This is a genomic window from Bacteroides ihuae (assembly GCF_900104585.1).
Taxonomy (GTDB): domain Bacteria; phylum Bacteroidota; class Bacteroidia; order Bacteroidales; family Bacteroidaceae; genus Bacteroides; species Bacteroides ihuae.
The window spans coordinates 683,565-697,047 of sequence record NZ_FNVX01000006.1 but is presented as its reverse complement, the minus strand read 5'-3'; the positions used below and the strand labels follow the sequence as shown (position 1 = coordinate 697,047).

Annotated in this window: 14 protein-coding genes; 5 read left to right on the top strand and 9 right to left on the bottom strand. The window is 40.1% G+C overall.

What is annotated here, in order from left to right:
- Window positions 1-114: 114 nt before the first annotated feature.
- On the top strand, window positions 115-1,131 hold the full coding sequence (pta, locus tag BQ5338_RS13635) for a phosphate acetyltransferase (RefSeq protein ID WP_071147367.1): 1,017 nt from the start codon (window positions 115-117) through the stop codon (window positions 1,129-1,131).
- An 11-nt stretch (window positions 1,132-1,142) separates the two neighbouring features.
- The gene (locus BQ5338_RS13630; RefSeq protein WP_071147366.1) at window positions 1,143-2,342 is read left to right on the top strand and encodes an acetate kinase; all 1,200 of its coding nucleotides are present in this window, start codon (window positions 1,143-1,145) and stop codon (window positions 2,340-2,342) included.
- A gap of 112 nt (window positions 2,343-2,454) precedes the next feature.
- Here the strand turns inward: BQ5338_RS13630 and BQ5338_RS13625 are convergent, their stop codons facing one another.
- The 4 genes from BQ5338_RS13625 to BQ5338_RS13610 are packed head-to-tail and all read right to left on the bottom strand — an operon-like array spanning window position 2,455 to window position 6,538.
- Entirely contained in the window at window positions 2,455-3,309 is an 855-nt protein-coding gene (locus BQ5338_RS13625) for a glycine betaine ABC transporter substrate-binding protein (RefSeq protein WP_071147365.1), read from the bottom strand.
- Between the two features lie 22 nt (window positions 3,310-3,331).
- Complete coding sequence (locus BQ5338_RS13620) at window positions 3,332-4,153, bottom strand: ABC transporter permease (RefSeq protein WP_071147364.1); 822 nt, start codon at window positions 4,151-4,153, stop codon at window positions 3,332-3,334.
- On the bottom strand, window positions 4,150-5,376 hold the full coding sequence (locus BQ5338_RS13615; RefSeq protein ID WP_071147363.1) for a quaternary amine ABC transporter ATP-binding protein: 1,227 nt from the start codon (window positions 5,374-5,376) through the stop codon (window positions 4,150-4,152). The genes BQ5338_RS13620 and BQ5338_RS13615 overlap by 4 nt, the downstream gene beginning before the upstream one ends.
- Before the next feature lie 22 nt (window positions 5,377-5,398).
- Complete coding sequence (locus BQ5338_RS13610; protein ID WP_071147362.1) at window positions 5,399-6,538, bottom strand: hypothetical protein; 1,140 nt, start codon at window positions 6,536-6,538, stop codon at window positions 5,399-5,401.
- Between the two features lie 468 nt (window positions 6,539-7,006).
- On the opposite strand from BQ5338_RS13610, the gene BQ5338_RS13605 reads away from it, so the two are divergent.
- Window positions 7,007-8,407: an alkaline phosphatase gene (locus BQ5338_RS13605; RefSeq protein WP_071147361.1), complete on the top strand. Its 1,401-nt coding sequence runs from the start codon at window positions 7,007-7,009 to the stop codon at window positions 8,405-8,407.
- 320 nt (window positions 8,408-8,727) lie between these two features.
- Here the strand turns inward: BQ5338_RS13605 and BQ5338_RS13600 are convergent, their stop codons facing one another.
- The 5 genes from BQ5338_RS13600 to efp form a co-directional block, all read right to left on the bottom strand.
- Window positions 8,728-9,492, bottom strand: a complete 765-nt coding sequence (locus tag BQ5338_RS13600) for a UDP-2,3-diacylglucosamine diphosphatase (RefSeq protein ID WP_071147360.1) — start codon at window positions 9,490-9,492, stop codon at window positions 8,728-8,730.
- On the bottom strand, window positions 9,489-9,800 hold the full coding sequence (locus tag BQ5338_RS13595; protein WP_071147359.1) for a metal-sulfur cluster assembly factor: 312 nt from the start codon (window positions 9,798-9,800) through the stop codon (window positions 9,489-9,491). The genes BQ5338_RS13600 and BQ5338_RS13595 overlap by 4 nt, the downstream gene beginning before the upstream one ends.
- A 43-nt stretch (window positions 9,801-9,843) precedes the next feature.
- Window positions 9,844-10,542: a RadC family protein gene (gene radC, locus BQ5338_RS13590; RefSeq protein ID WP_071147358.1), complete on the bottom strand. Its 699-nt coding sequence runs from the start codon at window positions 10,540-10,542 to the stop codon at window positions 9,844-9,846.
- Between the two features lie 105 nt (window positions 10,543-10,647).
- The gene (locus BQ5338_RS13585) at window positions 10,648-11,637 is read right to left on the bottom strand and encodes a glycosyltransferase family 2 protein (RefSeq protein ID WP_071147357.1); all 990 of its coding nucleotides are present in this window, start codon (window positions 11,635-11,637) and stop codon (window positions 10,648-10,650) included.
- Window positions 11,638-11,724: 87 nt separating this feature from the next.
- Window positions 11,725-12,291 (bottom strand): elongation factor P, encoded by a 567-nt coding sequence (gene efp / locus BQ5338_RS13580; protein WP_071147356.1) that lies wholly within the window; start codon window positions 12,289-12,291, stop codon window positions 11,725-11,727.
- Window positions 12,292-12,492: 201 nt separating this feature from the next.
- Between efp and rpmH the strand changes: the two genes are divergently transcribed.
- Complete coding sequence (rpmH, locus tag BQ5338_RS16565) at window positions 12,493-12,651, top strand: 50S ribosomal protein L34 (RefSeq protein ID WP_078063498.1); 159 nt, start codon at window positions 12,493-12,495, stop codon at window positions 12,649-12,651.
- Window positions 12,652-12,833: 182 nt separating this feature from the next.
- Entirely contained in the window at window positions 12,834-13,481 is a 648-nt protein-coding gene (locus BQ5338_RS13575) for a PASTA domain-containing protein (protein WP_071147355.1), read from the top strand.
- The last annotated feature ends 2 nt before the right edge of the window (window positions 13,482-13,483 follow it).

The window sequence follows — 13,483 nt, the reverse complement described above, 5'->3', positions numbered from 1 at the left end:
ATTTTTAAGAGGCAAAAATACCTGTAATTGCAATGTAGATATTGCAATTATGACTACTTTTGCAGCGTAAAAATACTTTCCACCTGAATTTGTACACATATTAATATATCTATAATGGATTTAATAAGCGAAATTATTGCGCGTGCGAAATCGAATCTCCAGCGCATTGTTCTTCCTGAAGGAACTGAAGAGCGTACTCTTAAAGCTGCCGATCAAATTCTGGCAGACAAAGTTGCGAATTTAATTATTCTGGGCAATTCCGTCGAAATTAAGAAATTAGCTGCAGAATGGGAATTAATGAACATTGACAAGGCTATCATCATTGATCCTGAGAATCATCCTAAGAAAGAGGAATATGCTCAGCTTCTTTTTGAACTTCGCAAAAAGAAGGGTATGACGATAGAAGAAGCGCGCAAGCTGGTTCTTGATCCTCTTTATCTTGGTTGTTTGATAGTGAAGAATGGCGATGCCGATGGTCAATTGGCTGGTGCTCGTAATACTACGGGTAATGTTCTTCGTCCTGCTTTGCAGATTATTAAAACTGTTCCCGGAATTACTTGTGTGTCGGGAGCTATGTTACTGATCTCTAAAAATACTCAATACGGTGAGAATGGAGTACTTGTAATGGGAGATGTGGCTGTTACTCCTGTTCCTGATGCTGAACAACTTGCTCAAATAGCGGTTTCTACTGCACGTACTGCCAAAGCAGTTGCCGGTATTGAGGATCCTAAAGTAGCAATGCTTAGCTTTTCTACAAAAGGGTCTGCTAAGCATGAAAATGTAGATAAAGTTGTAGAAGCGTTCAGACTTGCTAAAGAAATGGATCCTACATTGAAAATAGATGGTGAATTACAGGCAGATGCAGCTTTAGTCCCTTCTATTGGTGCCAGCAAAGCACCGGGCTCTGAGATTGCAGGACATGCTAATGTTCTTATTGTTCCTAACCTAGAGGTTGGTAATATTGGCTATAAGATTGCTCAACGTTTAGGCAATGTTGATGCTATCGGCCCTATTCTTCAAGGTATTGCTCGGCCGGTAAACGACCTTTCGCGTGGTTGTTCTATTGATGATGTTTACAAAATGGTAGCAATTACTGCCAATCAAGCTATTGCAAGTAAAAACGCACAATAAAATATAAAGAGATGAAAATATTGGTATTGAACTGTGGGAGTTCATCAATTAAGTACAAACTGTTCGATATGGACAGTAAGGAAGTGATGGCTCAGGGTGGTATTGAGAGAATTGGTCTGCAGGGATCTTTCCTGAAATTCGCATTACCTAGTGGTGAAAAGGTTGTTCTTGAACGTGAAATTCCCGAACATACAGTAGGTATTGAATTTATCTTGGAAACGTTGACTAGTGAAAAGCATGGTTGTATTAAGTCGCTTGATGAAATCACAGCTGTTGGCCACCGCGTGGTGCATGGAGGCGAAAAGTTTAATTCATCGGTGCTTATAACCAATGAAGTTATTGAGCAAATGATACAATGCTCGGAGCTTGCTCCGCTACATAATCCGGCTAACTTAAAAGGTATCTATACCATTAATAAGCTACTGCCTAATATTCCTCAGATAGGTGTGTTCGATACAGCTTTTCATCAGACAATGCCTGATTACGCCTATATGTATGCTCTTCCTTACGAATTATATACTAAATATGGTGTTCGTAGATATGGCTTTCATGGAACCAGTCATCGATATGTTTCAGCTCGTGTGTGTGAATTCTTAGGCGTAAGTCCTGAAGGAAAACGTATTATTACTTGCCACATTGGTAATGGAGGTTCTATTACTGCAGTGAAGGACGGGAAATCGATTGATACTTCGATGGGGCTTACTCCGGTAGAAGGTCTAATGATGGGTACTCGTTCGGGTGATATTGATGCTGGTGCATTGACTTATATAATGGAGAAAGAAGGTCTTGACGCAGCTGGTCTGTCGGATCTTGTCAATAAGAAAAGTGGTGTGCTTGGTATCTTCGAAGTTTCTTCGGATATGCGTGAGCTGGAAGATGCTGTGGCAAGAAAAGAAGAACGTGCGTTGTTGGCTGAAAATATGTACTTCTATCGTATAAAGAAATATATTGGAGCTTACGCTGCCGCTCTTGGTGGGGTTGATATCATTGTCTTCACTGGCGGAGTAGGTGAGAACCAGACAACATGCCGTTCGGGTGTTTGCAAAGGATTAGAGTTTATGGGAGTGGAGATAGATGAAGAATACAATGCTAAGATTCGTGGTAAAGAGGCGGTTATAAGTACTCTTGATTCACGTGTGAAAGTAGTTATTATTCCTACTGATGAAGAGTTCATGATTGCGTCAGATACGATGGCGATCTTGAGTAAATAGTAGTTTTATTTCTTATAATCATTAAAAAGAGCCGTTCTTACCTTTTAGGTTAAAACGGCTCTTTTGCTTCTATTGTGATAAGAGATTGATTTTGGGAATCTATTATAGACCGTTATTTCTCTTCATTTGTCCAAGAGTCTACGAGAGATTGATTTTCTTTTATCCATCCTTTAACTGCGTCTTCCTCGTTGGTTGCAGAATTTTCTATTTCAGCCATCAAACTACTTATTTCCTCGTTGCTTAATTTAATCTTCTTTAGGATCTCTGCAACTTTGGGATTCTGTTCTGCAAAACCTTTCCAAGCAATAACTTCCAATTTTTCCTTTTCGCCATAGATACCTTTGGGGTCTTTTAATATTTTAAGATTAAATCGGTTGAACATCCAATGAGGAGTCCATCCGGTTACAACGACCCATTCTTTTTGATCAATAGCTTTCTTTAGTGAAGCTGTCATAGCGGGTCCACTTGAAGTTTGTAATTCAAAATCCAGTTTATATTCTTTAATTGCTTTGTCTGTGGCTCTCATGATTCCAGCTCCTGCATCAATACCAACGATTTTTTTATCAAATTTCGTTTTGTATTTATTCAGCTCCTCAATTGAATTAGCGGTAACATAATCAGGCACAACCAAACCAATGCGTGCTTCATCATAAACTGTTCCGAGCTCTTCTAACTTGTCGCCATATTGGTCCATATAGTCTTTCATGGTAACAGGTAACCATGTATCCATGAATACATCTGCCTTTTTGCGCGACAATGATGCGAATACAGGTGCCAAATCAGCATTCATTAATTTTACTTCATATCCTTGATTTTCCAGAATAACTTTAGTAAGATGAGTGATGGCAATACCTTCCGACCAGTTAACATAAGCAATGCTTATTGATTTCTTTTCACCTTTTCCTTGTCCGCAGGCACCTAAAAGGATAGCTGCTGCGAAGATTGTAAGTAATGTTTTAAACTTCATTCTTTATCTTTTTATAAATTAATTATTTCTTTTTCTGTTGAGCAATGCCCTGTGTGATACGGTCGAGTACGATAGCCAAAATAACAACAGCAATACCACCTTCAAAGCCTAAGCCAATTTTCATTTGCGTGATTCCTTTCAGCACAATCTCTCCAAGTCCTCCTGCAGAAATCATTGCGGCGATAACCACCATGGATAATGACATCATAATGGTCTGATTCACTCCGGTGAGAATCGTTGGCAGAGCAAGCGGCAGTTGTACCTTGTATAACATCTGAAGCGGTGTAGCACCAAATGCACGTGACGCTTCAATGATATTAGCCGGTACTTGACGGATGCCTAAACTGGTGAGTCTTACTACCGGAGGCATGGCAAATATGATGGTGGCAAATGCACCCGGAACAGTTCCCAACCCAAAGAAGAGTACTGCAGGTATCAGATAGACAAACGCTGGCATTGTCTGCATCAGATCTAGTATGGGGCGTAAAATCTTATTGCAATTGTCGCTGTGTGCTGCCCATATCCCCAAAGGAATACCTATTAATAATGCAATGGTGGTTGAGGATAAGACTAAAGCAAGTGTTTGCATTGTTTCTTCCCAAAAGCCCATCTGATGGATTAATAGTAATCCCAGTAAGGTGAATATCCCTATTCCTTTGCCTGCTTTGAACCAAGCTAAAATGGCGATTAGCAAAATAGCTATGTAAAACGGAATAATGTTTAGTACATGCTGAAATCCATCGATAAAACCACCTATTCCATAATTTAACGAGTCAAAGAATGGTGAAAAATTATCTGTAAGCCAATTAATGGCAGATTCAATGTATTGTCCTATATTTATCATAAGTCTACGGCTTTTTGAATGATTTCATTGATTTCTGTCTTATCTTTTCCGGTCATCTCAATTACGACAGAAGAGAGAGGAACAATGCCTTGAAACTCTTTCTCTTCGTTTACTACGTAGATATGAGAATTTGTGCGAGTCATCAATGGAAGAATATCTTCTACTTTAGTACTGGGCAACACGGAATGTACTTCTGGATTAATAGCCGATTCTAAGCTTTTGATTCCCGCTTTTCTTAGCTCAATCACTTTATCGAGAGTAATCTTGCCAAGTAAGATGTTTTTTTCGTCAATGACAGGAAGCACAGTCAAGTTCTTCTCTTTCATTTTTCGTATCATTGCTTCGGGGCCTTCTTTGCGTATACGAGCTACAGTTGGTTTCGTTATCATGATGGAAGCCGCTGTGATAATCTTCGATCGATCCACATTCTCTACAAATCGTGAAACATAATCATCAGCAGGCTCAGTCAGAATTTCCTCGGAGGTTCCTGTTTGTACTATCTTACCATCTTTCATGATGGCTATCCTATCACCAAGCTTGATTGCCTCGTCCAGATCATGGGTGATAAAGATGATTGTCTTCTTCATCTTTTCCTGCAAGTCCAAGAGCTCGTCTTGCATCTGAACCCTGATAAGAGGATCGAGTGCCGAGAAAGCTTCGTCCATGAGCAGCACTTCCGGATCATTGGCCAAAGCTCTTGCCAAGCCGACGCGTTGTTGCATACCGCCTGATAGTTCTCCTACCATTTGACTTTCATACCCTTTAAGGCCCACGAGCTGCATGCTGTTCATTGCTTTCTCTTCTCTAACCTCTTTTTTGACTCCTTGCAATTCAAGGCCAAAAGAGATATTACTTAAAACCGAGCGATGGGGCAGTAATCCGAAATTCTGGAAAACCATAGACATCTCTTTTCGGCGTATCTGTAGCAACTCTTTGTCTGATGCTTTGGATATATCGATTCCGTTTATGATAATCTCTCCGGAAGTCGGATTGATTAAGCGATTAATGCATCTCAATAAGGTAGATTTTCCACTACCAGACAAGCCCATGATAACGAAAATTTCTCCCTCGTTTATTGAAAGAGTGGCATCTTTAACAGCAACAGTGCATCCGGTATTTTTTAGTATCTCACTCTTGTTTTTCCCTTCTTTTAGCTGTTTTAAAGCTTTTTGCTTGTCGTGCCCAAAAACGAGATGCAGGTTTTTAATTTCTATTTTACTCATACTTATTGTCTTTTTGAGTTAGTTAAAAATAATATCCCATGTTTATATTAAACCGAGCATTCCATTTGTCCGAAGAGGAACTTGCGGCAAAAGCGTCATTCCAGTCACTTCCTAACCAAGCATGATTTTTGCCCAAAGCATAATCTACATAAGTGTAAACAGGGCCCATGGTTAACATACAACCTGTGACATTCTGATAACTGTCTTTAAACTCTTTCTTATGTTTATCGAACATGCTAAAGTCATTGTAGAATCGTATGCTTTGCAAAAGAGTATTTTTGATTGGAAGAGTATATGATAGAGATGCCAGATAAGTTTCTCCCCGAGAGGCAACATTGTACAAGGCTCCATAGGCAGCCATGGCTACCACATCGTTTGAGACTCCTTCTTCGTTGTGAGGCTTCTTTCTGAAATTAGAATATTGTGCTTTTAAGTTCCACCTTTTATATGTCGCTTCGTAATGAGCGGCAAATGCATAGTGATTGCCCATTTCCTCGGTGTCAATGTTATAGAGGCCACCAAACATCGCTGATAATCCAACTTGTTGCTGCATGTTACTTCCGAAATGATATACGGCTCGTCCGTTTATCTGGTTGGTTTCTTTATTTCTACCACCTACATCGTAGCCATAACGACTGGTAGTGGCTTCTGAAGCTGAACCAAATTCAGTGACATCTGCATTTTTAAAGAAAGCAATAGCTAAATCCCATTTTTTGTTGCTATACAGATACTTAACACCCATATCGGCATCATCTTCTAGTCCTAAGTAATAATTGATGTTGAAGAAATAACTATTGGAAGTATAAGGCAGTAAACCAAATGGCAATCCAGTAAGTCCTACTTGTATCTGGCTATGGTCATCAAATTTATATCCGGCCCATCCATGTTTCAGCATTCCTCCTCCAGAAGATTTTGCATAAAATCTGTACTCTGCATTAAGTAAAAGCTTTTTGTAAGTACTATTTACATTGATGCGGAAGACGTCAAATCCCCATTGACCACCTTGTTTTTTGTGAGCAGTTTTCCAATCTGAATAATTGTAATTGAACCTGAGAGCACCACCAAACTCTGTTTTGATTTTTTCTTGTCCGAAAACTTGTAGTGAAGAAGCCATTCCGGCTACACATAATAATAAAGAAACGAATCTCTCTTTATGTCTCATAAAGTGTTGATTTTAAATCGGAAAGTATCAATTAATTGATGAACTTTTCGGGAGAACATTCTTCTTCTCCAATTCCGATGTGTTAATAAATAAATAAAAGCAGGTGTGCGTAGTTAAATGGAAGAACAGATCGAAGAATCGCTGTCCCTTGTAATAACAGAATAACAAAAAGTACTCCCCTCATAGGAAGTAAACCTGCTTTTTGCAATGATTAATAACTGCGAAGTTAAAGAAAAAGAATTTTTAATCCAAATTAATGTCGAACTAATTGTGTTTGTTAACAATGTTGTAACATCTGTTTGCTTTGATATTTGTTTTGTATTGCTTTGATTATCAGTAGGTAATGGCTCTAATCCGACATGCTATGTTATCTTTTATATGGAATATTAACAATAAAATGGGACTCTTCAGACGCAAAGCTTTTATCTTTGTGTCGATGAACTAATATTTAATTATAATAAAATAATCATGAAGAGATTTGTTTATGCATTGATTTTTGTCTTAGTATCGGGTGCGGCTTTTGCACAAGGACAGGCAAAATATGTATTCTTTTTCATTGGCGACGGAATGGGTGTGAATCAGGTGAATGGTACGGAAATGTATCTTGCTGAGAAGGCGGGACGCATTGGTACTACTCCTTTACTTTTTACTCAATTTCCAGTAGCAGGTATGGCTACTACCTTTTCTGCAAGTAACTCTGTTACCGATTCAGCTGCCGCTGGTACTGCGCTTTCAACGGGAACCAAAACTACTAATGGAGCCGTTGCTATTGATCCTGAAGGAAACAGCTTGGCTACGATTGCTGAAAGGGCCAAGAAAGAGGGTAATAAAGTGGGTGTGGCTACTACGGTAAGTATTGACCATGCTACTCCTGCAGTGTTTTATGCACATCAGTCTAAGCGTTATATGTACTATGAAATTGCTACGGATCTGCCTAAATCGGGATTTGACTTTTTCGCCGGTTCAGGGTTTCTTAAACCAACTGAAACTTATGATAAAAAAGAGGCTCCTAGTGTATTCCCTATGTTTGATAAGGCTGGCTATGTAGTTATAAAAGGTTTTGATAACTTTAAGCAGCAAGCTGCTTCTGCAAAGAAAGTGATTTTGATGCCTAAAGAGGGATCTAGTGCGGTGTCACTCCCTTATGCTATTGATCAAAAGAAAGGTGATTTGAATCTTGCTCAGATTACAGAAGCCGCTATTTCTGTGTTGACAAAGAATAACAAGAAAGGCTTCTTTGTGATGCTTGAAGGTGGTAAAATTGATTGGGCTTGTCATAACAATGATGCAGCAACAGCTTTTAACGAAGTGGTTGATATGGACAATGCAGTGAAAGTAGCTTATGAATTTTATAAGAAACATCCTAAAGAAACATTGATCGTTATTACGGCCGATCATGAAACGGGTGGAATTGGCCTTGGTACTGGTAAGATGACTTTGAACCTGAAGGCTCTTCAATTCCAAAAAGTTTCGGAAGAGGTTCTTTCTTCTGAAATTAGCGCTTTGCGTAAATCAAAGCAAAATGAGGTGTCGTGGAATGATATTAAGACTTTCCTTGGAGAGAAGATGGGATTCTGGAAAGAGGTGCCTATCTCTTGGGAGCAAGAGAAGAAGTTGCGTGATGAATACGAAAATTCTTTTGTGAAGAACAAAGTTGTGTTTGAGAAGAGTGAATATGCTGAAAGCGAACCCCTTGCCGCCAAGGCTAAAGAAGTGATGGATGAGATAGCAAAGGTGGGCTGGGTTAGTGGTAATCATACTGCTGGTTATACTCCTGTTTTTGCTGTAGGTGCCGGTTCTCAGCTCTTCATCGGTAAGATGGACAACACAGATATACCCAAACGTATAGCTAAAGCCGCTGGTTATTAAGTTTAGGGAAATAAGTTTCATGAAATTATTATACCATGAAACACTTGGTTTCATGCGTTGAAACTAAGTGTATCCTAGTTTTAAACCATTTGTTTCAACGTGAGAAAACTTTAGTCTCATTACTAGAAACAAATAGCAAGCAAGGGAAGCCTGACTTTTACTGAATTGAGTAGATAACAGAAGGGCATTGACTTACTTCTTTCAGAAGGTAGTACATTCTTGTTTCAAGGGTGGTAATATAAAGGAGGCTTCTCTCATTTAGTTTGAGAGAAGCCTCTTATTCTTTATATTGCTTCTGTTTGGTTAGAGAGTTGAGGGTATTATAATGGAACTTCTCCTTCAACGAATTCTTCTAAAATAAGGTTTTTTCCATCGAACACAGCATAGGAGAAATAGTTGATCCAGTCGCCGAGAATGGTTACGCGAGCTGTAGCGCTTAGCATAAGATCGAGCATGATGTGACGATGCCCGTAGATGAAGTAATTGATGTTGGGGTGCTGTTTAAGATACTCTTTGGTAAAAAGGATTAAGTATTCTTTGTTTTCACCCAGGTATTCCGGTTCCTTTCCATCTGCCCGTTTCATACGGCTGTGTTTAGCCCAAGTGAGCCCTAGTTCCATGCTCCAGCGTGGATGGATAGCCGAAAATAAAGTTTGCAATGTCTGGTTATGGAATAGAGAACGAAGGAACTTGAATTTTGCATCCGGATCTCCTAATCCGTCGCCATGAGCTAGATAGAACTCCTTGCCGTAGATCTCTACCGTTAGCGGCTTTGTGTGCATTATCACTCCACACTCTTTCGTTAAATAGTCACCGCACCAAATATCGTGATTGCCTGTGAAGAAGTGCACCTCCACGCCCATATCCGTTAGCTCCGAGAGCTTACCCAGAAAGCGGGTATAGCCTTTGGGTACTACCGTTCGGAACTCGTACCAGAAGTCGAACATGTCGCCTAGCAGGTAGATGACCGATGCCTTTTGCTTGATGCTATCAAGAAAGTTCACCAGTCTTCGTTCCTGTGTGCGTCCATGCTCTATGGCACGAGACCCAAGATGGGCGTCAGAGATGAAGTAGACATTCTTCATAAGAATCCAAGTTCGAATTTAGCTTCTTCACTCATCATATCTTTGTCCCACTGGGGCTCAAAGACGAGGTTGATAGTAACTTTCGTTATTCCTTCTACCGATTCGACCTTTTGGTGAACATCCTCCACTATGAAATCGGCTGCGGGACAGTTAGGGGCCGTAAGGGTCATTTCCAGAGCTACCTCTCCGTCTTCACCTACATCGATTCTATAAATCAGTCCGAGGTCGTACACGTTTACAGGTATTTCAGGGTCGAAGACTGTTTTCAGTACTTCTACTATTTTTACTTCTGTTTCAAATTTGGTCATAAGAGTAAATTTGTTGTTTTTGCAAAGATATGAATAAATTCGATTATACAATTTCTCCTTCGTCGGCAAAGCTGTAAAACTTACCGTCGCAAATAATAACATGATCGGAGAGACGAATGTTCATCGTCTGTGCTGCCTGATTGATCTGAGCAGTGAGTCTTTTGTCTTCTATGCTAGGGTGTGGATTGCCCGAAGGATGATTATGTATGAGAATGAGCCCGGTAGCTCTTTGTATCAGCGCTTCGCGCAAGATGGTTCGTACATCAGCATACGTGCCATCTATGCCTCCTGCGCTAATGCGTACTTTGTCGATAACTTTATTAGCTTGATTGAGAAGCAATATCCAGAATTCTTCTTGTGGAAGGTCGCACATTAGGGGATGGAGTAGGTTGTATACATCCGTTGAACAAGTGATTTGCCAGCGTTCCTTCGTGTCTTGAAGCTTCCTTCGTTTCCCTAACTCGAGAGCAGCCATAATGGTGATGCTCTTTGCCGGGCCGAAACCTTTGTAGGAAGAGAAGTTGTGCATGTCCCATTTTGCCAATTCGTTTAGGTTATTGCTACACGAGGCAAGTACTCGCTTCATTAGTTCTACCGCTGTTTCATCTGTGTTGCCTGATCCAATTAATATGGCGAATAGCTCAGCATCACTGAGTGCATCGGCACCTTTTTTCATCATCTTTTCACGTGGACGATCTTCTTCAGCCCACTGATTGATGTTTAGTTTTTGTTTGTTTTCCATTTTGAATAAGAAAAACGATCTGTCTTCTTACATAACAGGTAGTACAGGTCAATTGGCGCTGCAATGCGTATATTGTGTCAGGAGATTATCTTTTTATAGATTATATTATTTATAGAAATTATTGTTAAATGCCGAAAACTCATCCTTACCGCATGCGCAACGTTGCCACCAAGCTCTCCAGAATCCGCTTCCGTAGCCGATGAGTTGGATGAAAGATGCAGCAATGGAATAGATTCCAATTCTATAGCTTTTATTTTGTAAAGCAGAGTCGGTACCCACTAAAATGGCATAGAGAAGGATGGGAGTGAGGCTTAGCAGAGTAAAAGGAGCAGCCAGTAGTAGCAAAGCTACACCAAGCGTAAAGATGCCCGGAAGCAGATGTACGGCCTTCAATGATTCTGGATACTTCTTATATAAATTAATTCGGGCTATCCCTGAGTTGTGCACCTGTTTGAAGAACTTCCTCAGATCTGTGCGTCTTTTGTGATATACCCATGCATCGGGGAAAAGCCGGCAAGTGTATGCATTCTTGAATATTCGAATACTGAAATCAATGTCTTCACCGAAGCGCATATTAGAGAAGCCGCCCAATGCCTCATATACTCCTTGTCGCACGCCCATGTTAAAGCTGCGCGGGTAGAATTTATCCATTTTCTTTTTACCTCCGCGTATGCCACCGGTAGTGAAGAAAGAGGTCATGGAGTAGTTGATAGCCTTCTGAATATCGGAGAATGATTCGTGCGCTTTATCGGGACCGCCAAAAGCATCTGCAGTAGAGGAAGCTAGCTCTTTCTCTATGTTGTCGAAATAAGTTGGTGGGAGAATGCAGTCGGAGTCTAATATAATAAGGTAATCACCCGTACTTCTTTCGGCTCCGTAATTGCGGGTTTGCCCGGGGCCGGAATTTGGTTTTGAGAAGTACTTGAAGTTGAGGCTCTCTACATACTTTTCCAAAACATGTTCGCAAGGGAGAGACGAACCGTCTTCGACGATGATGACTTCGAAATTCTTGAAGTGTTGGTTGGCAAGGCTTTGCAGTAACTCGTCCACTTCATCGGGACGGTTGTATACGGGGATGATGACGGAATAGAACATCTGATTGTTTACTATTTAACCATTGACCATTTACTGTTTAAAACCCGTTGGGTGAGTAAATAGTAAATGGTTAAATGGTAAATCTGTTTATGCTTTCACACGACCTTGGTATGAACCGTCGCGGGTATCTACTTCTATAAGTTCGCCTTCGTTGACAAACAAAGGAACACGTACGATAGCACCGGTTTCAAGAGTTGCCGGCTTGGTAGCGTTGGTGGCAGTATCTCCTTTGAGGCCCGGTTCGGTATAGGTGATTTGTAAAACAACCTTAACCGGAAGTTCAGCGAAAAGAACTGTTTCAGTCGAAGAATCCGAAACGACTTCTACCATGTTGCCTTCTTTTAGGAAATCAACCCCTGTAACCAAATTCTTTGCAATAGGGGCTTGCTCAAAGCTTTCTTGATTCATGAAGATATAATCTTCACCTTCTTTATATAAGAATTGGAAAGGACGGCGTTCTACACGAACATCTTCTAATTTGAAACCAACTTGAAATGTACGGTCAAGGACGCGGCCATTAACTACGTCTTTCAACTTGGTACGCATGATGGTATTGCCTTTTCCCGGTTTAACATGAAGGAATTCGATAACGAAATAGAGACGTCCATCTAATCTGATGCACATTCCATTCTTAACATCTTGTGAATTGATCATACTTTTTTTATACTTTATATTTATTGTGTATTATTCTAGGAGCTATCTATGGCTGTTTGGAAGTGCAAAAGTAATCTAAATAGGTAAAAAACACAAAATCTTTTGACTAAAAATGAACTATCTCTTGGTTAATTTAAAAAAAGTGCCTATTTTTGCATCCCGATTTCCAGATAGCAATAACATAAAAAACGAGATACAGTAATGAAAAGAACATTTCAACCCTCTAACAGAAAGAGAAAAAACAAACACGGTTTCCGTGAGAGAATGGCTTCAGCTAATGGTCGTAGAGTATTAGCATCCCGCCGTGCAAAAGGCAGAAAGAAATTAACCGTTTCTGACGAGTACAACGGAACGAAGTAATTTAGCTTCGCTAAACAAGGCATAAAAAAAGCAAAGGAGTATCCTTTGCTTTTTTTATGCCTTGTTTTTATCTATATGGGTGAGTTCATTAACCGACAAGCAATTGAAACTTTAGAAAGATTATTGAGCTTATCAACTAATTGTACTATCTTTGAAGCCGAATAATTGTTTATAGAATAGATATGACGATAAAGGAATTCTTTTCTTTCAAAGAAAATAAGTACTTCTGGGTAAATATCATTGTCATGATAGTAGCTGCTATCATCTTACTGTTTGGTGTACTTAAGGGTTTGGATATTTATACGCGCCATGGAGAAGGGATTGTAGTACCCGATGCGAAAGATATGACTGTGGAACAAGCAAAAATGTTATTTAGTCACAAAGGCTTGTTATGTGTAGTTGCTGATTCCGGTTATGTGAAAAATAAACCGGCAGGCTGTGTACTCGATTATAATCCTGCTGCCGGACAAAAAGTAAAAGAAGGACGAATTATTTATCTTACAATCAATACGCTGAATATACCTTTGCGGCCTGTTCCTGATGTGGCTGACAATAGTTCTGTTCGACAAGCGCAGGCTCGCATTATGGCTTCAGGCTTCAAGTTGACAGAAGACGAATATGTAAATGGTGAGAAGGATTGGGTGTATGGTGTTAAGTATAGAGGGCGTCAACTTCTTGCAGGGGATAAGGCACCGTTAGGGGCCACGCTTACGCTAATGGTTGGAGATGGAACGGAAGCTAAAGATACACTTGATGAAGAAGTCGATAGTCTAGGCGGAACGGAGAATCGCACTGAAGCTGCTCCTTCAAAAGATGACTCTTGGTTTTGATA